21 protein-coding genes are annotated in these 24,792 nt (G+C 61.1%); 10 read left to right on the top strand and 11 right to left on the bottom strand.

From position 1 onward, the window contains the following. Positions 1-61 precede the first annotated feature (61 nt). From HAV21_RS01060 to glmS, 8 genes are all read right to left on the bottom strand, one after another. Positions 62-1,147 (bottom strand): inositol-3-phosphate synthase, encoded by a 1,086-nt coding sequence (locus HAV21_RS01060; RefSeq protein ID WP_090817844.1) that lies wholly within the window; start codon positions 1,145-1,147, stop codon positions 62-64. 169 nt (positions 1,148-1,316) lie between these two features. Beyond that, entirely contained in the window at positions 1,317-2,354 is a 1,038-nt protein-coding gene (gene mgrA / locus HAV21_RS01055) for an L-glyceraldehyde 3-phosphate reductase (protein ID WP_166839951.1), read from the bottom strand. 79 nt (positions 2,355-2,433) lie between these two features. Continuing rightward, positions 2,434-4,206, bottom strand: a complete 1,773-nt coding sequence (treZ, locus tag HAV21_RS01050) for a malto-oligosyltrehalose trehalohydrolase (protein ID WP_166840865.1) — start codon at positions 4,204-4,206, stop codon at positions 2,434-2,436. Between the two features lie 90 nt (positions 4,207-4,296). Continuing rightward, positions 4,297-6,609 (bottom strand): malto-oligosyltrehalose synthase, encoded by a 2,313-nt coding sequence (treY, locus tag HAV21_RS01045; protein WP_166839950.1) that lies wholly within the window; start codon positions 6,607-6,609, stop codon positions 4,297-4,299. After that, on the bottom strand, positions 6,606-8,888 hold the full coding sequence (glgX, locus tag HAV21_RS01040) for a glycogen debranching protein GlgX (RefSeq protein ID WP_166839948.1): 2,283 nt from the start codon (positions 8,886-8,888) through the stop codon (positions 6,606-6,608). Before glgX ends, treY begins: the two co-directional genes overlap by 4 nt. A gap of 69 nt (positions 8,889-8,957) precedes the next feature. Then, the gene (locus HAV21_RS01035) at positions 8,958-10,535 is read right to left on the bottom strand and encodes an NAD(P)H-hydrate dehydratase (RefSeq protein ID WP_208095735.1); all 1,578 of its coding nucleotides are present in this window, start codon (positions 10,533-10,535) and stop codon (positions 8,958-8,960) included. 16 nt (positions 10,536-10,551) lie between these two features. Next, the gene (locus HAV21_RS01030; RefSeq protein WP_011775548.1) at positions 10,552-10,899 is read right to left on the bottom strand and encodes a holo-ACP synthase; all 348 of its coding nucleotides are present in this window, start codon (positions 10,897-10,899) and stop codon (positions 10,552-10,554) included. A 4-nt stretch (positions 10,900-10,903) separates the two neighbouring features. Next, on the bottom strand, positions 10,904-12,787 hold the full coding sequence (gene glmS / locus HAV21_RS01025) for a glutamine--fructose-6-phosphate transaminase (isomerizing) (RefSeq protein ID WP_142938395.1): 1,884 nt from the start codon (positions 12,785-12,787) through the stop codon (positions 10,904-10,906). Between the two features lie 139 nt (positions 12,788-12,926). On the opposite strand from glmS, the gene coaA reads away from it, so the two are divergent. After that, the gene (gene coaA / locus HAV21_RS01020; protein ID WP_142938394.1) at positions 12,927-13,898 is read left to right on the top strand and encodes a type I pantothenate kinase; all 972 of its coding nucleotides are present in this window, start codon (positions 12,927-12,929) and stop codon (positions 13,896-13,898) included. 1 nt (position 13,899) lies between these two features. Then, positions 13,900-14,769 carry a D-alanyl-D-alanine carboxypeptidase family protein gene (locus HAV21_RS01015; protein ID WP_166839947.1) on the top strand — a complete coding sequence of 290 codons (870 nt, stop codon included), beginning with the start codon at positions 13,900-13,902 and terminating at the stop codon, positions 14,767-14,769. Positions 14,770-14,860: 91 nt separating this feature from the next. Here HAV21_RS01015 and glmM read toward each other — a convergent pair whose 3' ends face one another. The 3 genes from glmM to rplM form a co-directional block, all read right to left on the bottom strand. Then, positions 14,861-16,225 (bottom strand): phosphoglucosamine mutase, encoded by a 1,365-nt coding sequence (gene glmM, locus HAV21_RS01010; protein ID WP_166839945.1) that lies wholly within the window; start codon positions 16,223-16,225, stop codon positions 14,861-14,863. A gap of 153 nt (positions 16,226-16,378) precedes the next feature. Further along, positions 16,379-16,888, bottom strand: a complete 510-nt coding sequence (gene rpsI / locus HAV21_RS01005; protein ID WP_024817562.1) for a 30S ribosomal protein S9 — start codon at positions 16,886-16,888, stop codon at positions 16,379-16,381. Positions 16,889-16,927: 39 nt separating this feature from the next. Next, complete coding sequence (gene rplM, locus HAV21_RS01000; RefSeq protein WP_024817563.1) at positions 16,928-17,371, bottom strand: 50S ribosomal protein L13; 444 nt, start codon at positions 17,369-17,371, stop codon at positions 16,928-16,930. Positions 17,372-17,660: 289 nt separating this feature from the next. Here rplM and HAV21_RS00995 point away from each other — a divergent pair, with 289 nt between their 5' ends. The 8 genes from HAV21_RS00995 (at position 17,661) to HAV21_RS00960 (ending at position 24,792) form a co-directional block, all read left to right on the top strand. Next, complete coding sequence (locus HAV21_RS00995; RefSeq protein WP_166839944.1) at positions 17,661-18,305, top strand: prepilin peptidase; 645 nt, start codon at positions 17,661-17,663, stop codon at positions 18,303-18,305. A gap of 324 nt (positions 18,306-18,629) precedes the next feature. Then, positions 18,630-18,827, top strand: coding sequence for a Flp family type IVb pilin (locus HAV21_RS00990; RefSeq protein ID WP_166839943.1), 198 nt, complete (start codon positions 18,630-18,632; stop codon positions 18,825-18,827). A 96-nt stretch (positions 18,828-18,923) separates the two neighbouring features. Beyond that, positions 18,924-19,373, top strand: coding sequence for a TadE family protein (locus tag HAV21_RS00985; RefSeq protein WP_166839941.1), 450 nt, complete (start codon positions 18,924-18,926; stop codon positions 19,371-19,373). Further along, positions 19,361-20,425 (top strand): TadE/TadG family type IV pilus assembly protein, encoded by a 1,065-nt coding sequence (locus HAV21_RS00980; RefSeq protein ID WP_166839940.1) that lies wholly within the window; start codon positions 19,361-19,363, stop codon positions 20,423-20,425. Before HAV21_RS00985 ends, HAV21_RS00980 begins: the two co-directional genes overlap by 13 nt. 44 nt (positions 20,426-20,469) lie before the next feature. After that, positions 20,470-21,216, top strand: coding sequence for a Flp pilus assembly protein CpaB (gene cpaB, locus HAV21_RS00975; protein ID WP_250820132.1), 747 nt, complete (start codon positions 20,470-20,472; stop codon positions 21,214-21,216). Then, positions 21,213-22,409: an AAA family ATPase gene (locus tag HAV21_RS00970; protein WP_142938387.1), complete on the top strand. Its 1,197-nt coding sequence runs from the start codon at positions 21,213-21,215 to the stop codon at positions 22,407-22,409. Before cpaB ends, HAV21_RS00970 begins: the two co-directional genes overlap by 4 nt. Next, positions 22,406-23,848 (top strand): CpaF family protein, encoded by a 1,443-nt coding sequence (locus HAV21_RS00965; protein WP_166839939.1) that lies wholly within the window; start codon positions 22,406-22,408, stop codon positions 23,846-23,848. Before HAV21_RS00970 ends, HAV21_RS00965 begins: the two co-directional genes overlap by 4 nt. Next, positions 23,845-24,792: a type II secretion system F family protein gene (locus tag HAV21_RS00960; protein ID WP_142938385.1), complete on the top strand. Its 948-nt coding sequence runs from the start codon at positions 23,845-23,847 to the stop codon at positions 24,790-24,792. The genes HAV21_RS00965 and HAV21_RS00960 overlap by 4 nt, the downstream gene beginning before the upstream one ends.

Below are 24,792 nucleotides of genomic sequence, written 5' to 3'. Positions count from 1 at the left end.
CCGTATCGGAAGACGAGGGCGTTTGGCGTCGCGCGGTTTGGCGCTTGGTAAGGCGGGGTGTTTAGCGTTCGATGTCGCCGCGGATGAAGGCTTCAACCTTGTCGCGGGCGATGTCGTCGTTGAACTGCTCCGGCGGCGACTTCATGAAGTAGCTGGATGCGGAGAGCAGCGGGCCGCCGATTCCGCGGTCCAGGCCGATCTTCGCAGCGCGGATGGCGTCAATGATCACACCGGCAGAGTTCGGGGAGTCCCACACTTCGAGCTTGTATTCGAGCGAAACAGGGGCGTCTCCGAAGTTACGGCCTTCAAGGCGGACGAAGGCCCACTTGCGGTCATCGAGCCAGGCAACGTAGTCGGACGGTCCGATGTGGACGTCGTCGGCGTGCAGCTCAGCCTCAACGTTGGAGGTGACGGCCTGGGTCTTGGAGATCTTCTTGGACTCGAGGCGATCGCGCTCAAGCATGTTCTTGAAGTCCATGTTGCCGCCAACGTTCAGCTGGTACGTGCGGTCCAGGGTGACGCCGCGGTCTTCGAACAGCTTGGCCATGACACGGTGGGTGATGGTGGCACCGATCTGGCTCTTGATGTCGTCGCCCACAATCGGGACGCCGGCTTCGGTGAACTTGTCAGCCCACTCCTTGGTCCCGGCGATGAAAACGGGCAACGCGTTGACAAAGGCCACGCCTGCGTCGATGGCGCACTGGGCGTAGAACTTGGCGGCCTGGTCCGAACCGACGGGCAGGTAGCAGACCATAACGTCTGCTTTGGCTTCGCGGAGCGCGGCAACGATGTCTACAGCTTCTTCCGGAGCCTCCACGATCGTCTCGCGGTAGTACTTGCCCAGACCATCGAGGGTGTGACCGCGCTGGACAGTCACGCCTGTTGCGGGAACGTCGGCGATCTTGATGGTGTTGTTTTCGCTGGCACCGATGGCGTCAGCGAGGTCGAGCCCAACCTTCTTGCTATCGACATCGAAAGCAGCAACGAAGTGAACGTCGTTGACGTGGTACTGGCCGAACTCGACGTGCATCAGACCCGGGATCGTGGCCTTGGGGTCAGCGTCGCGATAGTACTGAACACCTTGGACCAGCGATGCGGCGCAGTTGCCTACGCCGACAATGGCAACACGAATCGGATGTGAAGACACGGAACTCCTTTTTGAGAACTAACCTCAGGTGCCAGGCGCATCCCTGACTGAGTCCAGGGCACGGCTGAGTGGCACGGCGCCATTCGGCGCACACTTGCATTGTAACCAACACAGCGGAAGCCGGTTTTGTTCCCTCCCGGCCTCCGCTGTTTATGTCAGTTGTTGAAGGCTACTTCTGAGCCCAAAGGTTGATGTCCGATTCCACAGCAAATTCGTCAATGGCCGTGAGCTCTTCGCTGGTGAACCCCAGGTTGTTGATCGCGCTGAGCGTGTCCTCAAGCTGGGCAACGCTGGAAGCACCAATCAGGGCTGAGGTCACCGGCGAACCCTTGGGCTGATCACGCAGGATCCACGCGATGGCCATCTGGGCAAGGGTCTGCCCACGCCCTTCGGCTATGGCGTTCAAGCCCCGCACGCGGTCGAGTTTGTCTTCAGTGAGTGCAGATTCGGACAGGAACCGTTCTTTGGCGGCCCGCGAATCGGCGGGCACACCGTTGAGGTAGCGGTTGGTGAGCATCCCCTGCGCCAGCGGCGAGAAGGCGATGGAACCGGCGCCCACCTGGTCCAAGGCCTCGTACAGGTTGGGTGAGCCGTTCTCCGTCCACCGGTTCAGCATGGAGTAGCTGGGCTGGTGGATGAGAAGAGGAGTGCCGAGTTCCTTGAGGATCCGGGCGGCTTCGATCGTCTGTTCCGGCGTGTAGGAAGAGATTCCCGCGTACAGTGCCTTACCGGACCGGACTGCATAGTCCAAAGCGCCCATGGTTTCTTCCAATGGCGTTTCAGGATCGGGGCGGTGGCTGTAGAAGATGTCCACGTACTCCAGGCCCATGCGCTCCAGCGACTGGTCCAGGCTGGAGATCAGGTATTTGCGGGATCCCCACTCGCCATACGGGCCGGGCCACATGTAGTAACCGGCTTTGGTGGAGATGACCAGTTCGTCACGGTACGGCTTGAAGTCGTCCTTGAGGTGACGGCCGAAGTTTGTCTCTGCCGAGCCATCCGGCGGACCGTAGTTGTTGGCGAGGTCAAAGTGGTTGACACCGAGATCGAACGCACGGCGCAGGATGGCGCGTTGTTCGTCGAATCGTTTGTCATCGCCGAAGTTGTGCCAGAGGCCCAACGAGATGGCGGGGAGTTTGAGTCCGCTGCGTCCGACGCGGCGGTAGGGCATGGTTTCGTAGCGGTTTTCCGCGGCCGAATAAGTCATACGTACCATCCTGCCACTGCAGAAACAGTGGTGACGGCGCCGTCCGCTATGTGGGCGCCGTCACCTCAATTTCTGTGGCTTACTGGACGCGCACGACGGCGGCGCTACCGCCGGGAAGGGTCAGCGTCCCGTCGTTCAGGGCTGCTTCGTCGTCGGTAGCCAGCAACACGGAGCCATTCAATGGCGTGCCCAGTGCTTCGTCCCCGAAGTTGCAGACTACCCGGATGGGGCCGCGGGAGAACTGGAGCCAGTGTTCGTCGTCGTCAAACTCAACGTGTGTCTCGCCGAAGCCGCCGTCCACCAATTCCGGAGTGTTGCGGCGCAGCTGTGCCAAATCCTTGTACAGCTGCAGCAAGCGTGCGTGCTCACCTTCGCCGGCTTCGTCCCACTTGAGTTTGGAGCGCTGGAACGTCTGAGGATCCTGCGGGTCAGGAACAACCGCCGGGTCCCATCCCATACGTTCGAATTCCTTGATTCGACCTTCTGCTGTAGCTTTGCCGAGCTCAGGTTCCGGGTGGGAGGTGAAGAACTGCCATGGAGTGGAGGCAGCAAATTCCTCACCCATGAACAGCATGGGCGTGAAGGGGGATGTCATGGTCAGCACAGCACCGATGGCCAGCTTTCCGTACGACGACGACGCAGTGAGGCGGTCCCCGGTGGCCCTGTTCCCGATTTGGTCGTGGTTCTGCAGGCAGACCACAAGCGCGGAAGGGTGGGCCATATCGCGGCGGATCGGGCGGCCGTGGTGCCTGCCCCGGAAGCTGGAGTAGCTGCCGTCGTGGAGGAATCCATGTTCCAGGACCTTGGCCAACACTGCGAGCGAGTCAAAGTCCGCGTAGTAGCCGGTGGATTCCCCGCTGAGGTTGACGTGGACGGCGTGATGGAAGTCGTCGCTCCACTGGCCTTCCAAGCCGTAGCCGTTGTCTTGCCGCGGGTAGATGAGCCGCGGGTTGTTCAAATCCGATTCCGCAATCAGCGTCCTGGGGATTCCGGTGGCTGCCTCCACCTCGTCTCCCAGCGCGCCGAATTCCTCAAGGATGTGCACGGCACGCTCATCACGCAACGCGTGCACGGCATCGAGGCGGAGTCCGTCCACGTGGTAATCCCGGAGCCACATCTCTGCGTTCTCCAGGATGTATCGACGAACATCGTCCGAGCCGGGGCCGTCAAGGTTCACGGAGTCACCCCAGGTGTTGCCCTCCCCCGATTTCAGGTAGGGGCCGAACTTGGGCAGGTAGTTGCCGCTTGGACCGAGGTGGTTGTAGACGACGTCCTGAATAACGCCCAAGCCCGCGGCATGCGCTGCATCCACAAAGCGTTGGTAGGCGGCGGGGCCACCATACGGCTGGTGCACGGCGTACCAAAGGACGCCGTCATAACCCCAGTTGTGAACACCATTGAATCCGTTGACCGGGAGTAGCTCTACGAAGTCGACGCCAAGGTCCACCAAATACTTCAGTTTCTCGGCTGCGGCATCCAGCGTGCCTTCCGCGGTGAAGGTGCCGAGGTGTAGCTCATAGATGACCGAACCCTTGAGGCTCCGGCCTTTCCATTCGCTGTCCTTCCACTCATGGGCGGAAGGATCGAAGGTCGCTGACAGACCATGGACCCCGTCCGGCTGCCTCCGCGAGCGCGGATCGGGAAACGGTCCCTCGCCGTCCACGATGTAGCCGTACCGCACGTCGTCGCCATCCTGGGCCACTGCGTCAGCAGGCGCCCGCCACCAACCGGCTGCGGCGCCGTCGTGATGCTTCTCCATGGAGTACTCGTGGCCTCCGGCGAGCAACTGGACCGAATCCGCATTCGGAGCCCAGACGTCGTAAAGATTCTTTCCAGCAGCGTGCTCCAGCATCATGCTCCCCTGTACGTGTTTCAAGCGTGCTTTGCAATGACGGTGTTGACGGTGCGATCACCGCTATTCGGTGATCGCACCGTCCGGAAATCAGTCCGTAGGGACCAACAAAGCCACCGGGTAATGCTCCAGCAAGGTGGCCAGAGGGACGGCGCCTGCCCCGTAGCTGACCCCGGTGAGTTCGTCCCGGCAGGCCACCGTCAATTCAATGGCCGTGTCCCGCCAGCCGCCTTCACTGGCCAGCCGCTTGGGCAGGCGGGTGGCAACGGTGAGAGCTCCACGATGTTCGGCTCCCCGGTCGAAGGCCACCACGTGTCCCGCAGCGGCGCCTTGGGCAGCCACCGGGAGGTAGCCGGCGAACAGTTCCGGCCTGTCGCGCCGTAGCCTCAGGGCACGCGAGGTCACCAGCAGTTTGGCGGCTTCATCGGTGAATGCGGGCTTGGCGCCGCCGTCCAACTCTTCCAGGGCTGCGATCCGAGCCTTGAAGTCCACGGGACGCCGGTTGTCGGGGTCGGTCAGCGAACCGTCCCTGAATTCAGTGCCTTGGTAGACGTCCGGAACGCCGGGCATGGTCAGCTGGATCAACTTGGCGGACAACGAGTTGGATGTTCCATACGGTTCGAGCTCGTTGACGAAGTTCGTCAGGGCGGCTGCAACCTCCGGAACATCGAAGACGGCGTCGACGGCGGCCGCCAACTGGCGTTCGAAATCCTGGTTGGGATCGGTCCAGTTGGTGGAATTGCCGGCTTCCCGTGCCGCTTTCAAGGCGTAGGACTGCAACCGTTGGCGATCTGCCGGCCACGCGCCTGCGATGGATTGCCAGACCAAGGCCGAGAGGGGCCCATCGGGGATGGGCGCGAGCTCATGGACGATTCCGAGGAAGAGCTCCCATTCCGGTACGGCCTCGGAGATCACCGAGATCCTGGCCCTCGCATCCTCGCTCCGTTTGGTGTCGTGGGTGCTCAGCGTTGTCATGGACAGCGGCAAGAGCTGCTGCCTCCGGGCCATGCGTTCGTGGAAGACATTGCCGGGAATGGAGAACTCCGTGGGATCCGCACCCACTTCCGTCAGTGACCCTAGACGGGTGTACCGGAAAAATGCGGTGTCCTCCACACCCTTGGCCATCACCATGCCGGACGTCTGTTGGAAACGCCGGGCCAGCAGGCTGGACTCATCCAGCAAGAGCGGCTGAAGCCCGCTAAGGACAGCGGCCAGGTCAGGGCGCTGCTTGGCGGCGTTCTCCACGGACTCGATCAGCGTTTTCCCACCATAGGGCAGATACGTCCTGTAGATGGGGAAACAGCAGATGACTTCAGCCAAGGCATCGGCTACCTTCGCGAACGGCAGCTCCAAGGATTCAGGCACAAGGCGGGCCAGCCTCAGGACTTCCGATCGCAGGATGCCGTCGGCGATCCGGCGCTTGGTCGCATGGATCATGGAGTGGTAGTCCGCGGGAGCATCTGCATTCCGGAGTCGGGCATCGAGGGAGTTCAGGTACTCCTCAGCCGCCGGGTCCACGAAAAGGCGGTCGACGTCGGCCAAGGCGTCGTATCCCGTGGTCCCTTCGCACTCGAAGGTATCCGGCAATTGCTCCCCAGGTTCCAGGATCTTCTCCACCAGAAGGTAGGAGCCACCAGTAGCTTCGCGCAGCCTCGCGAGGTAGCCCTCGGGGTCGGCCAGTCCATCGGGGTGGTCGATCCTCAGCCCGTCCACCAGTCCTTCACGGAACCAGCGGACGATCTCTGCGTGAGACTCGTCAAAGACCCATGGAACTTCGACACGTAAGCCGGCCAAGGTGTTCACTGCGAAGAAGCGGCGGTAGTTCAGATCGGCGTCGGCGCGGCGCCAGCCAACCAACTCGTAGTGCTGCCGTTCGTGGACCTCACGCGGGTTGTCCCCGGCCGTGTACGTCCCCTCTGCCAAGGGGAAACTGTGATCGTAGTAACGCAGTTCGTCGTCCACGATTTTCAGTTCGTCAAGGTCGTCATCACTTCCCAGGACCGGGATGCGGATCTTCCCCCCGCCAAAGTCCCAGTCGACGTCGAAAGCCTCGGCGTACTTTGAACCCTGGCCTTCTTTCAGGAGCTGCCACCACCAGGCGTTTTGCTTCGGCGAAGCGACGCCCATGTGATTGGGGACGATGTCGGCAAGAACGCCCAGGCCCTTGTCTTTGGCAGCCCGGGACAATGCGGCTAGTCCTTCGGAGCCTCCGCGGGAGGGGTCGACGGTGGAGGGATCGGTCACGTCATAGCCGTGATCGGAACCCTTTTCCGCTGTCAGGATGGGTGAAACGTAGACCCAATCAATTCCCAGGGATTGCAGGTATCCGGTGAGCTCAGCTGCGTCCTGCAACGTGAAGCTCGGGCGAATCTGGAGACGATACGTTGAGACAGGCGTCCTCATGCTTCCGTTTCCTTTGTTTCACTCTCGCCGTCATTGCCCTCGGGCGCAGAACTCTTGTAATCGAAAGGCAAGGACGTCACTGCCGGAGCGGTCATGGATGCCGTCTCTGGAGTGCTCGTCTGCGTCAGGGCAGCGAGGGAAGCTGCCACCGAGTGATCGGGTTCAATTTCCGGGGTGCTGTGGGCACGGAGTACCACCAGCGACTTGCCGCCTACCATCAGGATCTGGTCCGGCTTGACCACGCCCGCTTCGGCGCCTTCCCCGGCGGTGTCGATCATGACGTCCCAGGCCGGCGCGTACTCGTCGGAAGGAATCCGGAAGCCTACCTCGTCCTGGTCCGCGTTGAAGTACAAGAGGAAGTTGACGTCCGTGATGCGTCGGCCCTGGGTGTCCAGGCCGTGGATGCCATCGCCGTTGAGGAACACACCAACGGAGCGCCCCAAAGCTTCGTCCCAGTCGGACGGAGACATGGTGCTGGCGTCGGCATCGAGCCATACGATGTCCGGGAGCCGTTCGCCTTCACCACGAAGCACGGGACGGCCATCGAAGAAGCGGCTGCGGCGCAGGCTGGGGTGTTTGGCACGGAGCGCGCTGACCGCGGCAGTGAACTCGATCAGCGGCTGGTCCACGTTCTCCCAGTTGATCCAGGTGAGTTCGGAATCCTGGCAGTAACCGTTGTTGTTGCCGTTTTGCGTCCTGCCCAGTTCGTCGCCGTGCAGCAGCATGGGGACGCCCTGGGACAGGAACAGCGAGGCAATGAAGTTACGCTGCTGGCGGGCCCTGAGGCCAAGGACGGTGGGATCGTCCGTGGGTCCTTCTGCGCCGCAGTTCCAGGAACGGTTGTGGGACTCGCCGTCGTTGTTGTCTTCGCCGTTGGCCTCATTGTGTTTCTCGTTGTAGGACACAAGGTCGGCCAGCGTGAAGCCATCGTGCGCGGTGACGAAGTTAATGGACGCCACGGGTCGACGGCCAGAGTGCTCGTAGAGGTCCGCCGATCCGGTCAGACGTGAAGCGAACTCGCCAAGGGTGGAAGGTTCGCCGCGCCAGAAGTCACGGACCGTGTCGCGGTATTGGCCGTTCCATTCTGTCCACTGAGGCGGGAAGTTGCCCACTTGGTACCCACCGGGCCCAACGTCCCACGGCTCAGCGATGAGCTTCACCTGGGAGACTACCGGGTCCTGCTGGATGAGTTCGAAGAAGGTGGAGAGTTTGTCCACGTCGTAGAACTCACGTGCCAGCGTTGAGGCGAGGTCGAATCGGAATCCGTCCACGTGCATCTCGGTCACCCAGTAGCGCAGGGAGTCCATGAGCAGTTGGAGGGAGTGGGGGCTGCGGACGTTAAGCGAGTTGCCCGTGCCGGTGTAATCCATGTAGTACTTCTGGTCGTCTTCCACCAGGCGGTAGTACGCGGAGTTGTCGATGCCCTTGAAGGACAGTGTGGGTCCGAGGTGGTTTCCCTCGGCTGTGTGGTTGTACACGACATCGAGGATGACCTCGATGCCAGCCGTATGCAGCGCCCGCACCATGGCTTTGAAGTCCTGGACCTGCTGTCCAGTGTCTCCCTTGGAGCTGTAGCTGTTGTGGGGTGCGAAGAACCCGATGGTGTTATAGCCCCAGTAGTTGTTCAGGCCCTTGTCCTGCAGAATGCCGTCGTTGACGAACTGGTGCACCGGCATGAGTTCGATCGCCGTGATGCCCAGCTTCTGCAGGTGGGAAATAACCGCCGGATGCGCGACGCCGGCGTAGGTGCCGCGCTGCTCTTCGGGCACCTCGGGGTGCATCTGGGTAAGGCCCTTGACGTGTGCCTCATAGATCACGGACTTGTGATACGGAATGCGCAGGAGTTTGTCGCCGTCCCAGTCAAAGAAGGGGTTGATGACAACGCCCAGCATCATGTGCGGCGCAGAGTCCTCATCATTTCGCGAATCTGGGTCACCCATGTTGTATGAGAACAGGGACGGGTCCCAGTCAATCTGCCGGTGGATGGCCTTCGCGTAAGGATCCAGCAGCAGCTTATTGGGGTTGAAGCGTTGGCCGGCGTCAGGGTCGTAGGGACCGTGCACCCTGTAGCCGTACTTTTGCCCCGGTTGGACCTGCGGCAGATAACAGTGCCAAACGTAACCATCTACTTCGGTAACTTCTACGCGGACTTCCCCGCCGTCGTCGTCGAAGAGACACAATTCCACTTTTTCGGCCTTCTCGCTAAACAGCGCGAAGTTGGTGCCGGTGCCGTCAAACGTGGCACCTAGCGGATAAGCCGATCCAGGCCAGACTTCCATGCGTTCTCCTCTTGATGATGCGAACAACTGTTGCAAGCCTACTCAAGCCCCCAGACACCGACAGCAACCTTAGGGTATTGTTCGGTCGTATTCCGCGTTGAGCGAACCAATGACGCGCGGAACCGCATTCATGACGGCCGAAGCTGTAATGGGACCTTCGTCAAAATGAGCGGATGCAAGGGCTCCGGCTCGCCCGTGGACGCTGGCAGCAACGGCTGCCAGAGCAGCCCAGCGGTCGGCGGGATCCAAGCCCAACGCGGCATATGCGCCGTCGTCGTGCCGTACCATCTCCGCAGACTGTGCCAGCAAGGCTCCCAGCACGCCCGCCAAGACATCGCCGCTGCCCGCGGTTGCCATCCACGCGGTGCCTTCGGATTGACTGAAAACAACGCCCGACGGCGACGCCACCAGTGTGGAGGCACCCTTCAGGAGCACTGTGGCGCCGGTTCGTTGGGCGGCCTGCCGCACATAATGCAGGGTACGGGATTCGACGTCGTCGCGGGATACCTCTATTTCGCCAGTCGAAGGAAGCGAGTTCAACAACGCAGCCAGCTCTCCGGCGTGAGGTGTCAGGATCCAGTGGGCCGGGCAGCGTTCCGGCAGGAGGCTCAAAGCTCCGGCATCTACAACCACGGGCAAATCGTTGGAGAGGGCCGACGCACCGGCGTCCCTTGCCCGTTGCAGCTGCTCCTCGCCGTCCACCCCGGATCCCAGCAGCCACGCTTGGACGCGGCCGGGGTTGTCGGCCTCCCAAAGGGCTTCCGGGGTTCGCGCGAGCACCAGCTGCGCCGCGTCCCGGGGCCCGTTGTAGCGCACCATTCCCGCCCCCGAGAGGGCGGCAGCGTGGACACTCAGGACAGCAGCTCCGGCAAAGCGCGCGGAACCGGCGACTACGCCCAACACGCCCCGCGAATATTTGTGGGCGCGCCGGCCAGGATGGGGCAGCAAGGATCCAAGGTCCGAGGCAGTGAGGCGTCGAAGCTCAGGGCGGTAGCATTCCAAAGAATTCTCAATGCCGATGGGGATCAGCTCCACGCGCCCGGCACACCCTTCACCCGGGTCAGTCATCAGCCCGGCCTTGATACCGCCAAACGTCACGGTCACGTCCGCACCAAGCACCGGCCAATGCACTTCGCCGGTGTTGGCGTCCAGTCCACTGGGAAGGTCGCAGGCCACTACCAACCGTGGACGCAACTCTTGAAGCGAAGCCACCAGTTCGGCAGAGGCGTCCCGCAGCCCACCGCGCGCACCGGTCCCGAGCAGGGCATCAATAATGACGTCATGGCCCGCGCACAGGACGGCCAGCTCTTCCGCGTTAGCGGCTTCCAACGTCACAACAGTTCCGCCGGCGGCGACTAAAGCAGCCAGCGCCTCTGGGTGTACTTCAGCGGCGGCGAGCACCGCCGTCGTTCGGACACCGCGGCGGGCAAGGAAAGCTGCAGCGAACATGCCGTCGCCACCGTTATTGCCCTTCCCAACCAGCACTGCAACACTCGCCCCTGCAAGCTTCCGCTTGTTATTGACCTCGCGAGCCACAACGTGGGCCAACCCGTAGGCGGCCCGTCGCATGAGAACAGCGCCCTCACCGGAGTCCAGGAGCGGTTTTTCCGCATCCCTGATCTGTTGTCCGGTGAAGGCGCTGATCATTGCTTGTGAAGTCCCTTTAGCCCTCGGCGAGGACAGTAGCCGTAGCTATGCCGCCGTCGTGGCTCATGGACAAGTGCCAGCGCTTGACGCCCTTGGCCTCGGCAACGGCAAGCACCGTTCCCTTGACCTGGACGGTGGGTCCATTCTCATCGAGGCCGATCCAGCAATCCTGCCAGTTCATGCCTGCCGGAGCGCCCAGCACCTTGGCAACAGCTTCCTTGGCCGCGAAACGCGCCGCCAGGGACCGGGTGTTCAGTTCCCGCTCGGCAGGAACAAACAGACGGTCCCGGAGTCCCGGTGTCCGTTCCAACTGCCGACCAAACCGCTCGATGTCTACGACGTCCACGCCGATGCCAACAATCATGGCACTACTCTACGGTGACGCTCTTGGCGAGGTTACGCGGCTGATCGACGTCGTAACCCTTGGCACCGGCCAGTTCAGCAGCAAAGATCTGCAGCGGAACCGTGGTGAGCAGCGGCATCAGCAGGGTGGGGGTTTCGGGTACGTAGAAGACGTGCTCTGCGTAATCCTTGACCGATTCGTCGCCCTCTTCAGCGATGACCAGGGTCCGGGCACCACGTGCACGGACTTCCTGGATGTTGCTGACAACCTTCGAGTGCAGCGAGTCGCGGCCACGCGGGGACGGAACCACCACGAAGACCGGCTGGCCGTCGTCGATCAAAGCGATAGGACCGTGCTTGAGCTCGCCGGCGGCAAAGCCTTCAGCGTGGATGTATGCGATTTCCTTGAGCTTCAGCGCGCCTTCAAGGGCTACCGGATAGCCAACGTGGCGGCCCAGGAACAAGACGGATTTCTCGTCCTTCATGCTGCGGGCAAGCTCACGCAGCGGCCCTGCGTTGTCCAGGATTTTCTGGATCTTGGCGGGGATCTTGTTCAGGTCCGCCAGGACATCCTTGATTTGGCCGGAGAAGATGTTGCCCCGCAACTGGGCCAGGTACAGGCCAAGCAGGTAGGCAGCAGTGATCTGCGCCAGGAACGCCTTGGTGGAAGCAACAGCGATTTCGGGGCCTGCGTGCGTGTAAAGCACAGCATCGGATTCACGCGGGATGGTGGAACCGTTGGTGTTGCAGATGGAGATCGTCTTGGCGCCCTGTTCGCGGGCGTAACGGACAGCCATCAGCGTGTCCATGGTTTCGCCCGACTGGCTGATGGAAACCACCAGGGTGTTGGAGTCAACAATGGGATCGCGGTAGCGGAACTCATGCGCGAGCTCCACCTCGGTGGGAATGCGGCACCAGTTTTCAATGGCGTACTTGGCTACCAGACCAGCGTAGGCCGCGGTACCGCAGGCCAAAACGATGATCTTGTCCACCTGCTTGAGGAGCTCAGGGTCGATGCGGACTTCGTCCAGGGTGAGCTTGCCGTTGAGGTCCGAGCGGCCCAGGAGGGTCTGCGCTACGGCGTCCGGCTGGTCGTTGATTTCCTTCTCCATGAAGGAGCTGAAACCACCCTTTTCGGCGGAAGCCGGGTCCCAGTCAACGTGGTATTCCTTGCCCTCGGCAGGAGCGCCGAAGAAGTCGGTGATCTCCACGGAGTCCGCGGTGATGGTGACGATCTGGTCCTGACCCAGTTCGACGGCACGGCGGGTGTAGTCGATGAAGCCGGAGACGTCGGAGCCGAGGAAGTTCTCGCCGTCGCCCAGGCCCACTACAAGCGGGGAGTTACGGCGGGCGGCCACGACGACGTCGGGCTGGTCAGCGTGGACGGCGAGAAGAGTGAAAGCGCCCTCGAGTCGCTGGCAGGCCAGGCGCATTGCCTCGGTGAGGTTGCCGCCGTCGCCGTTGAGCTGGGTGCGGAAAATGTCGCCGATAAGTGCGGCAGCAACTTCGGTGTCCGTTTCCGACTCGAAGGTGACGCCCTTGCCCAGCAGTTCCTGCTTGAGCTCGGCGAAGTTCTCAATGATCCCGTTGTGAATGACCGCCAGCTTGCCACCGTCGGAGAGGTGCGGGTGCGCGTTACGGTCCGTGGGTCCGCCGTGCGTTGCCCAACGGGTATGGCCGATGCCGGTCAGGGACTCAGGAACCGGGCTTGCTTCCAGTTCTGCGATCAAGTTGCTCAGCTTGCCGGACTTCTTACGGGAAGAGATGCTCCCGTCAGCCACTACTGCGACGCCTGCGGAGTCATAGCCGCGGTATTCCAGACGGCGCAGCCCTTCCACCACAACGTCAAGAGCGCTGTATCCAGCTGCCTTGCGAGACGAATTGCCAACATAGCCTACGATTCCACACATGGGTACTAGCCTAACGGCTAGTGCAAACAACTGATGTGGGACATCCTCCCTCCTTATGTTCATTGACGGGGTTCCAACCCTCACAATTCGCCTGCCCTTCGTCGCGCATTTCCTGATCCGCTCCGCGGAGGGCAGAATCATGAGCGTGACTTTGCAACGCACCGAAGCTAATGGCGACGGCGCTTCCCCCTTTGTAGAGCTGGACCGTCAAACGTGGTCCAGGCTTGCAGCGCAGATGGAGCAGCCCCTCAACGAAGAGGACGTCTTCCGTCTCCGCGGCCTCGGCGACCCCCTGGACATGAAAGAAGTCAGGGAGGTTTACCTCCCTCTCTCCCGCCTCCTTCACCTGTACGTGGAGGCCTCACACCAACTCCACGCAGCCACCACGACGTTCCTGGGTGAGCAAACCCAACGCACGCCGTTCGTGATCGGGGTGGCCGGGTCCGTTGCCGTTGGCAAGTCCACCATTGCCCGTGTGCTCCGGGAAATGCTCCGGCGCTGGCCCGGAACGCCCAACGTGGAACTCATCACCACAGATGGCTTCCTTTATCCTTTGGCTGAGCTGAAGCGCCGGCACCTGCTGGAGCGGAAAGGTTTCCCGGAGTCCTACGACCGCCGTGGACTTCTTCGTTTCGTTTCTGAAGTCAAAGGCGGCGCCGAGGAAGTCCGCGCGCCTTGGTACTCCCACGTCACCTATGACATCGTGCCGGGAAAGGAAGTCGTAGTGCGGCGCCCCGACGTCTTGATTGTCGAGGGACTGAACGTCCTGGCCCCGGCCCGCCCTCGGATGGACGGCAAGCAGGGACTGGCCGTCAGCGACTTCTTCGACTTCTCCATCTATGTGGATGCCAAGACCTCCTACATTGAAGAGTGGTACGTGGACCGCTTCCGGAAATTGCGGACCACGGCATTCGCCCAGCCCGAGTCCTACTTTCACCGCTACGCCACACTGTCGGACGAGGACGCCGAGTCAACGGCACGGGGCATATGGAAACGCATCAACGAGCCGAACCTCGAGGAAAATGTGCTGCCCACCCGCGGACGTGCACAATTGGTACTCACCAAGGACGCAGACCACTCGATCCGCCGCATGCTGCTGAGAAAGGTCTAGGGTGCCCAACAATTCCCAACCGCTGCCTAGCCGGCGGATCTTCGCCAGCCTCCTGACCGCCGGCGCGGGAATGGCAGCATTGGCGGCCTGCACGCCTGAGGACGCCGCCCCATCCCCCGTCGCGGCCAACGCCGCCAGCGAGGCCCCTTCGTTACCCACACCGTCCTCCGTGGGCACCCCCAGCGCCGCAGCAAGCGAGCCTGCACCCGTTGAATCAGCCCCCAGCGCGACTCCCTCCAATACAGCCCCCTCGCACGCCGTTGCCCCGCAGCACTCCCTCACGGATCCAACGAGTCCCTGGGTAGTGGTGAACAAGCACCGGCCCTTGGTTCCCCAGGACTTCGTTCCGGCAGACTTGGTGCAGCCAGGCGTACGGCTCGCCGTCAGCGGCGAAGCGGCCCTGCTTAACAGCACGACGGCGACTGCCGCTGAAAAGATGTTCGGGGCCGCAGCCACGGAGGGCGTCATCATGACGCTGGCCTCCGGATACCGTTCGTATTCCACCCAGGTTGCTACCTACAACGGCTACGTCGCCAGCACCGGCCAGGCCGCCGCCGACCGCGCTTCCGCCCGCCCGGGGCACTCCGAGCATCAAACGGGCTGGTCCTTTGACATCGGCGACGGTGCGGGAGCCTGCAGCTTCCAACCATGCTTCGCCGAGCAACCCGCTGCCATCTGGGCCAAAGCCAACGCCCACAAGTTTGGATTCGTGGTCCGCTATCCGTGGATGTTCCACGACACCACAGGGTACTTTTACGAGTCCTGGCATCTGCGGTACATCGGGGTGGAGGCAGCTACGGACATGACCGCCCGCGGCATCGCAACCCTGGAAGAGTATTTCGGGCTTGAAGCAGCTCCGGACTACTTCTAATCCTTAGTAACTGAGGCTCTCATCTTTAAACACCGAGGCCCGCACCCCTGCTCCGACTCAAGCTGGGGTACGGGCCTCAAAATGTGGTCTCCTAGACTGCCATTTCGCTGGGAGCGCCCAAACGATCCTTGACGACGGCAGCGAGCCCCTTGCAGACACGCTCGGCCGTTTCCATGTCAGCGGCTTCCACCATCACACGCACCAACGCCTCGGTCCCTGAGGGCCTGAGGAGCACACGTCCGGTCTCACCCAGTTCAAGCTCCGCCGCGGCAACAGCCTCGGCAACGCCCTCGTCAGTGGCAGCCCGGGCTTTATCAACGCCCTTGACGTTGATCATGAGCTGCGGCAGCTTGGTCATGGCGCTGGACAGGTCCTTGAGGCTGCGTCCGGTCAAGGCAACCTGGGCTGCAAGCTGCAGACCGGTCAGGACGCCGTCACCTGTGGTGGCGAAGTCGGAGAAGATCACATGGCCGGACTGTTCACCACCAAGGTTGTATCCGCCGTCTCGCATTGCCTCCAATACGTAACGGTCACCAACACCAGTCTCGCGGATGGCGATACCCGCATCGCGCAGGGCGATCTTCAGGCCGAGGTTACTCATGACTGTGGCCACGAGGATGTTGTCCTTGAGCTTTCCTGCATCCTTGAGCGCCAGTGCCAGAATCGCCATGATCTGGTCGCCGTCCACTTCGTTGCCTTCATGGTCGACGGCCAGGCAGCGGTCAGCGTCACCGTCGTGGGCTACGCCAAGGTCCGCGCCATGCTTGACCACGGCCTCCTTGAGCGGGCCCAGGTGCGTGGATCCAACGCCTTCATTAATGTTCAAGCCGTCCGGCTCTGCGCCGATGACCACCACGTCGGCACCAGCATCCTTGAAGACCTGGGGCGAACAGCCGCTAGCTGCACCATGGGCGCAGTCCAGAACTACCTTCAAGCCTTCCAAGCGCTTGGGAAGCGTGCCAAGCAGGTGCACAATGTACCGGTCTTCGGCGTCTGAGAACCTCTGGATGCGTCCGACGTCGGCTCCCACCGGGCGCTGCGGCTCTTTGCCCAGCTGAGCCTCGATGGCGTCCTCAACATCGTCCGGAAGCTTCTGGCCGCCGCGGGCGAAGAACTTAATTCCGTTGTCCGGCGCAGGGTTATGCGACGCCGAGAGCATGACTCCAAAGTCGGCGTCGAGATCCGCCACGAGGTAAGCCGCGGCAGGGGTGGGGAGCACGCCGGCGTCGTAGACGTCGATGCCGGAACTGGACAGCCCGGCTTCGACGGCAGCGGCGAGGAACTCGCCGCTGGCTCTGGGATCCCTTGCGACGACGGCGCGCGGCCGCTTGCCATCGGTAGAGCGTTCATGGCCGAGTACGACGGCGGCTGCTTGCGCGAGCTGCATAGCCAGTTCGGCGGTGAGCAATCCGTTCGCGAGACCGCGGACGCCATCTGTTCCAAATAATCTAGACATCGGGTCAAGTTTAGACGACGACAGGACAGCCCTGGTTCAAGCGGCCGCCAGAAGGTCATGTGCGGCGCCTTCCTTGACTCCGCTGCCTGGTATCTGAAACGGCGAAAGCCCGCCCCGCCGAAACGGCGGAACGGGCTTTCGAGCAAGCGTAGATTAACGCTTGGAGTACTGCTGAGCCTTGCGGGCCTTCTTGAGACCAGCCTTCTTGCGCTCGATGACGCGTGCGTCACGGCTCAAGTAACCGGCCTTCTTGAGGGTGGCGCGGTTGTTGTCGACGTCGATCTCGTTCAGCGAGCGAGCAACGCCAAGGCGCAGTGCGCCGGCCTGGCCGGAGATGCCACCACCGTGGATACGGGCGATGACGTCGTAGGCGCCTTCGAGATCAAGGATCTTGAAGGGCTCGTTGACATCCTGCTGGTGCAGTTTGTTCGGGAAGTAGTTGTCCAGCGTGCGGCCGTTGATGGTCCACTTGCCGGAGCCAGGCACAACGCGAACGCGTGCAACGGCTTCCTTGCGGCGGCCAACAGCTGCGCCGGCAACGGTCAGTGCCGGGCGCTCCTTCTTGGGAGCATCTTCGGCAGCGTTGCTGCTTTCAGAGGTGTAGCTGGTGAGGGTTTCCTCGGCCTCGACGGCTTCGGCGGTCAGTTCTTCGTTCTGAGCCACGGTTCTCCTTGTAATAAAAAGTTTAGTTGGTGGCCAGGACTACTGGGCGACCTGGGTGATTTCGAAAGTCTTCGGCTGCTGTGCAGCGTGGGGGTGCTCAGCGCCACGGTAGACCTTGAGCTTGCCCAACTGCTGTGCAGCGAGGGAGTTCTTGGGGAGCATGCCCTTGATGGCCTTCTCAACAGCGCGAACCGGGTTGGATTCCAACAGCTCGGCGTAGTTGACGGAGGTCAGGCCGCCCGGGTAACCGGAGTGGCGGTATGCGCGCTTCTGCTCCAGCTTGGCGCCGGTGAGGGCTACCTTTTCAGCGTTGATGATGATGACGAAGTCGCCCATGTCCATGTGGGACGCAAAGGTCGGCTTGTGCTTTCCGCGCAGCAGTGTTGCGGTCTGGCTGGCAAGACGACCAAGGACAACGTCGGTGGCGTCAATGACGTGCCACTGGCGGTTGATATCGCCGGGCTTCGGGGTGTACGTACGCACGGTTTTGCCTCGTTCTTGTTCTGGCGTTCATGTTTTAGGCGACACGCAATAAGGCGTGTACCTATCTATGTATGCGCTACCGGAGCAGAGGTGAGGGCTCTATGTACCAGTTATCCCAAGATCTCGAAAATGCCTAGGGAGTTAGCGATCCTGCAACTGGATCCCCCGCAAGGCATGTGTCATCGAGATAGGACACGCACAACGACTCTAAACAATACCGTCATGAGGGCGTCCGGGTCAAAATGGGGTAACCGCCCTTGGGGGCCATGCGCTGATTGAGGGAGAACAGATGCCCAACGGACCCGGCTTCGCACTCCTTCTTGCGCTCCTTGGTTTGCTGCTGAGCCCTGTTGCCGAGCTTCTGATTGCCCGCGCGCTGCCGCGACTCGGCGGCCTCCCTGTAGCTAAGGTCCGGATCACGACGGCGGCCGTCACCGCGCTGCTGTTTGGCTTGCTTGCGTGGCGGCTCGGTTTCTCTCCGGAGTTGCCGGCATTCCTTTTATTGGCATCACTTGGCGTGCAACTTTCACGGATCGATTTCACTCTCCATTTGCTGCCCAACCGCCTTGTATTGCTGTTGCTCGGTGGGGGCTTAGTGCTGTTTTCCACATCCGCAGCTCTCGCGCCGGGCTGGCCGGACCTCTTCCGCGCCCTCGCCGGCGGGGCGATGATGTTCGCCGGCTACGTCATTCTCAAACTTATTTCGCCAAGAAGCCTCGGAATGGGCGATGTGAAGCTCGCAGCGCCCCTGGGTTTGTACTTGGGCTACTTGGGTTGGCAGCAAGTACTCATTGGCGGGCTACTGGGATTCGTGGTGGGCGGGTTGCTGACGGTGCTGATGTTACGCCTGAGATCCGCCGAAAAGCCCGCAGAAACAGCCCATGGACCCGCAATGCTCATTGCGGCGCTTGGCGTAGTTCTGTTCATGAATTAGCCCGGGGTTAGTACGTCCTTACCCAGGCTTCAGCGTGCCTGGAATACATAAGGCTCCTTTGTAAAGCAAGTAGTTTCCGCCCGTCCGGGCAACGAAACTGAGTACTTTCTGCTTGCTGGCACATCCGGCAAGTAATAGGCGCCCGGATAAATCGAGTACGGCTACGCATTGTGACTTCAGCGGCCCAGGGTGAATTCTTATCTCATCGAATTACGAACAGCTAAAGGCTCCACAGACGCAGTTCACTATTCGGGCGAATTTAGATAATTTGCCGCCCTGCTATTCAAGATTCACTGCCACATTAATTCTGGGAAGGATATTCCAATGTCATCTCTTATGGTTTCCGTTATCTCGTTCATCGCCGGCGTCAAGGATCGCTTCACCTCCGAGGAGAAGGGTGCGACGGCTGTTGAATACGGTCTGCTCGTGGCACTCATCGCCGCAATCATCGTTGGCACTGTTCTCACGCTGGGCCAAGACGTTCTCAAAGGCTTCAAGACCGTCGCTGACACCCTGCCGTAACCCATACCTGCCGGCTTCGCTATCGATCCCGGGCCGGCTGCCCCGATGCATTCATCGGCTGCAGCCGGCCCGGATTCGTTTTCTCTGGGAGTAGCTATGAGATCCAACGATAAGAAGAGGAAAAAGCTCCGCACACGGAAGCCCTCCACATCCAAGAACCAGTCCGGTGCCGTTGCGGTTGAATTTGCATTGGTGTTGCCCATATTCCTCGTCCTGGTACTCGGAATTTTTGAGTTCGGCCGCGCATTCAACATCCAGATTTCCTTGTCTGAAGCCGCCCGGGAAGCCGCCCGATATGCAGCCATTCACCAGTCGGACTCCACCTACACCGTGGGCGATGCGCAGGCGGCCGGTGTGGCTGCGGCACCGTCGGTGGACCTCGACCCCGGCGACATTGCCATTACGTCAACCGGAACCACCCCTTGCAACGTAGAGGTCAACATCTCCTACAGCACGCCGTGGATGACCGGATTCCCGGGCCTCGTGCCTGGAATGCCAGCTGAACTGAACATCTCAGGGACAGGAGTCATGCGATGCGGCGGCTGAAGCACGGTGATCCCGAACGCGGTGCTGTTGCTCCCATGACGGCCATGCTGATGGTGGCGCTGCTGGGAATGACCGCCTTCGCCGTGGACGTGGCCATGATGTACTCCGAGCATGCTCAACTGCAGAATGGCGCCGACTCGTCGGCAATAGGCATCGCCCAGGCTTGCGCCAAGAGTGCAGGCTCTGCGGACTGCGTGTCGCCCGCATCCACAGCTACCACCTTGGCAGGACTGAATGCCCTGGACGGTGTCAGCAATGCGCCGGTGGCAACGGTGAATCTGGCCACCGGAACCGTTGATGTCACTACCCAATCCCGCAACGTATCCGGTGACAATCATTTCAGCTTGGTGTTCGCTCGGGCACTGGGTGTCCAGACGGCGGATATCAAAGCCACCGCCCAAGCCAAATTCGGTGGCTTTTCCGCAACGGATGCACTACCGCTGACTTTCTCGCAATGTGAAGCGGACCCGGGTTTCACTAAAGGCCTTCAGTTCTTCCCGGTCCACGGGACCAAGTTGTCCGACGACCCGGATTACGCGTGTAAGCATCAGTCCTCCTCGGGCTTCGAGTTGCCGGGTGGGTTCGGATGGCTGAAACATCCGGGCACAACGTGCTCAATCCACATCGACGTCGATTCTCCGTGGGTCGAAGCAAATGAGGGCAACGACTTCGATTCCACATGCAGCTCGGCCTTCGCATCCTGGGAGGCCAAGCTCAAAGCCGGCAAGCCTGTGGAACTCCTGATTCCCATTTTTGAAACTGCCTGCCCGGTGAAGAAGGGTACGGGAACCAACCCCTGCGCTTCTTCTCCGTATAAGAAATCCTTCAAGATCGAGGCCTTTGCCCAGATCTCACTCCGAGGATGGCATCTGACAGGCGGCGGACCGACCTACATGACTTCCGATGCCTCGGCGCTCCAGAAGTCCCTGGGCCTCAAGAACAGCGATACCGGCCTGTTCGGCACCTTCATCAAGAAAGTAAGTCTGACGGAAGCCGCAACTCTGGGCGGCCCCACCACGTACGGCGCCTTGGGCGTCCAACTCACCGAGTAGTAACCAATCTGGGAGAAAACTCCATTGCATTAAGGAGAATCAAAGTGAAAACTCGCCTACTGGGAGGCATAGTCGCAGTAGTGCTGGCAATAGTCGGCACGCTGTTACTGGTCACATACGTTCAAGCAGCAGACGCGCGGGCTCAAAAGGACCTCCAGCCCGTCGATGTTCTCGTTATTCAAAGTCAGGTTCCAGAGGGAGCCGATCTTCAGCAGATCAGGTCTGCTGTAAAACTGGCTTCGCTACCTGCGGCTTCGGTGCCCAATGGCGCCCTCAAGAGCCTCTCCGGCATGGAAGGCAAAGTCGCCGGGGCAGAACTCATGCCGGGTGAAGCGCTGCTGGGAAACCGTCTGGTGGACCCCAACAGCCTGGCGGCTCCGGGATCAGTCCCCGTTCCAGACGGACTTCAAGAAGTTTCAGTTCAATTGGACGCCCAGCGTGTGGTTGGCGGGCGATTGACTGCCGGCGACACCGTCGGCGTCATGGTACTGCTTGGCCAGCCCGGGCAGGCCGAATCTGAGGCATCAGCGCAGCTCGTCTTCCACAAGGTTCTTGTGACCAGCGTTCAGCGGGCCACCTCGAGAAATACCAACACGGCGCAGGCAAGCTCCGAGCAGGCCAATACCCAGCTGCCGGAAGGTTCCTTCATAGTGACCCTGGCCCGTAGCGATGTAGACGCTACCAAGATTGTTTATGGCGCCAAGTACGGGGACATCTGGCTGACCAAAGAACCCGCAGAAGCACAGGAAAGCGCACGCGTCACCATCAAGAAGGCAGAGGTACTCCAATGAGCCGCTTCCTAGTCATCACAGCTGACGTTGAGTTTGAAAAGCGCGTCCGGCACGCTGCGTCCGGTCTGCACGGCGACGTGCAGTCCATCATTGCCGACTACTTGCCACAGGGCCCGGACGACGTCCTACGCGTGTTGTCCGGACAACTTCTGGAAGTCCTGGTGCTGGGCCCCGGACTGCAAGCAGACGACGCCATCCGTTTGGCAAGCCTGTTCGACCTCCAGTATCCCGAGATCAGCGTCGTACTCGCGTCGACGGATGCGGCCGAGATCGCGCTGCCAGCCATGCGTGCAGGAATCCGTGACTTGTTGGAGCCATCTGCAGATGCAGTGGCCATTCGAGCACTGTTGGAGCGTGCCAGCCTCGCAGCTGCCGGGCGACGCAGGGGCTTGGGTGCCCAAGTGGACGCAGGTCCACAGGGAGGCCGGATCATCGCCGTTATGTCTCCCAAGGGTGGCGTGGGCAAAACAACTATCTCAACCAACCTGGCCATTGGCTTGGGGCGTACCGCGCCCATGAAGGTAGTCATAGCCGACCTGGACCTCCAATTCGGCGACGTCGCATCCGGTCTGCTCATAGACCCTGAACGGACCATCGCGGATGCCGTCACTGGCGCGGCAGTCCAAGACAGCATGGTGCTGAAGTCATACCTTTCAGCCCATCCCGCTGGCATCTACGCACTCTGCGCGCCGCGCAACCCATCTCAAATCGAACAGATCTCCGCAGAACAAGTGGGGCATCTCCTTGAACAGTTGGCCAAGGAATTCGATTACGTGATTGTGGATACGGCCCCCGGTCTCGGTGAACATGTCCTGGCGACTCTGGAACGTGCCTCCGACGTCGTCTGGGTATGCGGAATGGACATCCCCAGCATCAGGGGGCTCCGGAACGGCTTGGAGATTTTGGACGAGATTGGGTTGGTCCCGGAACAGCGCCATGTTGTCCTGAACTTCGCGGACAAGCGGAGCGGGCTCACCTTGGTGGATGTGGAAGCCACCATCGGTTGCCCGGTGGATGTCACGTTGCCCCGGTCCCGCTCACTCCCCTACTCAACCAACAGAGGCATCCCCGTACTCCAAGATGGAGCGAAGGATGTCACCCTTCGGGGCCTCCGCCAGCTTGTGGAGCGGTTCAAGCCCGGATGGGAAGAACGGCCACACAAGCAGTTGCATCGAAGGGCGGTAGTCAAGTGAACCTCGCAAAACGCCTTCAAACGGTCCGTGGACTTGAAGTTGAGACACCTGGAACATCAACGCCGGGAGATCCGTGGGCCGGACCGGCAACGCAAGCCCCGGATTATCTCGCCGATTCGCCGGGGTCCGGAGGAGCCACCGAGGACTCCAGCCAGGCCTTGTCTGCGGTCAAGGAACGTACCAGCAGCGCCTTGTTTGACCGCATGGGCTCCCGGATCTCGGATACCACACTCGATGAAGCCGAGCTGCACCGCTATGTCAAGGAGGAACTCCGCGCCGTCATCGACGATGACGATATCCCCCTGACGTCCTCGGAAAGGCAACGGCTGGTTCAGGAAATCGCTGACGACGTGCTTGGCCTGGGGCCACTACAGCGTTTCCTTGACGACAAGGACGTCACGGAAATCATGGTGAACGGCGCAGATAAGGTCTACGTGGAAATTGCAGGAAAACTCCATTTGACCAACGTTCATTTCTCGTCCGAAGAGCACCTGCGCAGAATCATTGAGCGGATCGTCTCAAAGGTTGGCCGCCGCATCGACGAGTCCTCACCTCTTGTGGACGCGCGGCTTTCGGATGGGTCCCGTGTCAACGCGATTATTCCGCCGCTGGCCGTCAATGGATCGTCGCTCACTATCCGTAAGTTTGGGCGCGTCCCTCTAACGGCCCAGAATCTCATCCAGTTGGGAACTACGAGCCCCGAGATCACGGAACTCCTTCATGCATGCGTACAGGCCCGGCTGAACATCATCGTCTCCGGCGGTACTGGAACGGGAAAGACAACTCTCCTTAATGTCCTTTCGTCCTTCCTGCCCTCCGATGAGCGCATCGTCACCATCGAAGACGCAGTGGAGTTGCAACTCCAGCAATCACATGTGGTTCGTTTGGAAAGCCGCCCCAGCAACATCGAAGGCAAGGGCGAAATCGCCATCCGGGACCTGGTTCGCAATTCGCTGCGCATGCGCCCGGACAGGATCGTGGTGGGCGAGGTTCGTGGCGGCGAAGCCTTGGACATGCTTCAGGCAATGAACACCGGCCATGATGGATCCATCTCCACTGTTCACGCGAATTCGCCACGGGACGCCATTGCACGCCTCGAGACGTTGGTGCTTATGGCTGGAATGGATTTGCCCCTCAGGGCAATCCGCGAGCAGATCTCGTCCGCCGTGAACCTGGTGGTTCAGATCTCTCGGCTGCGCGATGGAACCCGCCGAATCACCCACGTGACAGAAGTCCAGGGCATGGAAGGTGACGTTGTTACCTTGCAGGATGCTTTCACGTTCGACTACTCGGCAGGCATGGACGCCAACGGGAGGTTCCTTGGGAAGCCCGTTCCTACAGGGGTGCGGCCACGGTTCGTGGACCACTTCGCGGACCTTGGAATCTACTTGTCGCCGGCGGTCTTTGGCAGCGTGCACACTGGCGGTGGTCAGCGATGACCGCCACCAACCCGCTCCTGCTCATAGCCGGCGTGCTTCTCGGATTCTCCGCTCTGGCGATCGGGCTGTTCCTCATCCCCAGGTCGAGGAACTCAACGATTGCGTTGTCCCGGCGCCGTCCGGACTCGGGCCCACAGGAATCCGTCCTGACCCGAGTGACGAATTCCGCTGTGGCCATGGTGGATGGTTCGGTTTCTGCAAGCCGGGCTTCAGGAACCAGGATTTTGCTTGAACAGGCCGGCTCGCGGATGAGACCAGCGGACTACGTTCTTTTGGTCATCTGCGCCACGTTCACTGGCGCCGTTCTAGGCTTCATCCTTGGCGGCGTCTTGGTGGCGATTCTCTTCGGAATCATCGTGCCCATCGGCGCACGCATGGTTCTGAGCATTATGACCTCCCGACGCAGGGCCCAGTTCGAGGCTCAACTGGGTGACACGTTGCAAATGCTGTCCGGCAGCATGCGGGCCGGCCACAGCTTGCTCCGGGCGGTGGATGCTGTTGCCCAAGAGGCCCAGTCACCTACCAAGGAAGAATTTGCCAGGATCGTGGGAGAAGTTCGCCTGGGTCGCGACTTGCGTGACGCCCTCTTGGACGCGGCCTCGCGTCTCCATAGCGAGGACTTCCTCTGGGCGACGCAGGCCATCGAAATTCATCGCGAAGTGGGCGGCGACTTGGCTGAAGTCCTGGACCATGTGGCCGAGACGATCCGTGAACGGTCCCAAATCAAGGGGCAAGTCAGGGCACTCAGCGCTGAAGGTCGTATGTCCGCCTATGTGCTCATAGCGCTGCCGACTGGCATGTTCCTGTACCTCAGCCTTGCGAACGGGACGTACATCCAGCCGTTGTTCACCCATCCCCTGGGTTGGATCATGCTGGTGGCCGCAATAGTCCTTTTGGGGTTGGGCACCTTCTGGCTCAGCCGCGTGGTCAAGATCAAGTTTTAG

Origin of the sequence: Paenarthrobacter sp. MSM-2-10-13, from assembly GCF_011605365.1 — a bacterium.
GTDB lineage: Bacteria > Actinomycetota > Actinomycetes > Actinomycetales > Micrococcaceae > Arthrobacter.
The sequence above is the reverse complement of the archived record's forward strand: the minus strand, read 5'-3'. Positions and strand labels throughout refer to the sequence as shown.

Coding starts and splice junctions, on each gene's coding strand:
- glgX (WP_166839948.1), bottom strand. CDS start 8,888: ATGGAAGTCTGGCCTGGATCGGCTTATCCGCTAGGTGCCACGTTTGAC.
- treZ (WP_166840865.1), bottom strand. CDS start 4,206: ATGCTGGAGCACGCTGCTGGAAAGAATCTTTACGACGTCTGGGCTCCG.
- HAV21_RS00995 (WP_166839944.1), top strand. CDS start 17,661: ATGCCCAACGGACCCGGCTTCGCACTCCTTCTTGCGCTCCTTGGTTTG.
- HAV21_RS01030 (WP_011775548.1), bottom strand. CDS start 10,899: ATGATTGTTGGCATCGGCGTGGACGTCGTAGACATCGAGCGGTTTGGT.
- HAV21_RS00980 (WP_166839940.1), top strand. CDS start 19,361: ATGCGGCGGCTGAAGCACGGTGATCCCGAACGCGGTGCTGTTGCTCCC.
- HAV21_RS00960 (WP_142938385.1), top strand. CDS start 23,845: ATGACCGCCACCAACCCGCTCCTGCTCATAGCCGGCGTGCTTCTCGGA.
- HAV21_RS00970 (WP_142938387.1), top strand. CDS start 21,213: ATGAGCCGCTTCCTAGTCATCACAGCTGACGTTGAGTTTGAAAAGCGC.
- HAV21_RS00990 (WP_166839943.1), top strand. CDS start 18,630: ATGTCATCTCTTATGGTTTCCGTTATCTCGTTCATCGCCGGCGTCAAG.
- HAV21_RS01035 (WP_208095735.1), bottom strand. CDS start 10,535: ATGATCAGCGCCTTCACCGGACAACAGATCAGGGATGCGGAAAAACCG.
- treY (WP_166839950.1), bottom strand. CDS start 6,609: ATGAGGACGCCTGTCTCAACGTATCGTCTCCAGATTCGCCCGAGCTTC.
- glmM (WP_166839945.1), bottom strand. CDS start 16,225: ATGTCTAGATTATTTGGAACAGATGGCGTCCGCGGTCTCGCGAACGGA.
- HAV21_RS00985 (WP_166839941.1), top strand. CDS start 18,924: ATGAGATCCAACGATAAGAAGAGGAAAAAGCTCCGCACACGGAAGCCC.
- glmS (WP_142938395.1), bottom strand. CDS start 12,787: ATGTGTGGAATCGTAGGCTATGTTGGCAATTCGTCTCGCAAGGCAGCT.
- coaA (WP_142938394.1), top strand. CDS start 12,927: ATGAGCGTGACTTTGCAACGCACCGAAGCTAATGGCGACGGCGCTTCC.
- mgrA (WP_166839951.1), bottom strand. CDS start 2,354: ATGACTTATTCGGCCGCGGAAAACCGCTACGAAACCATGCCCTACCGC.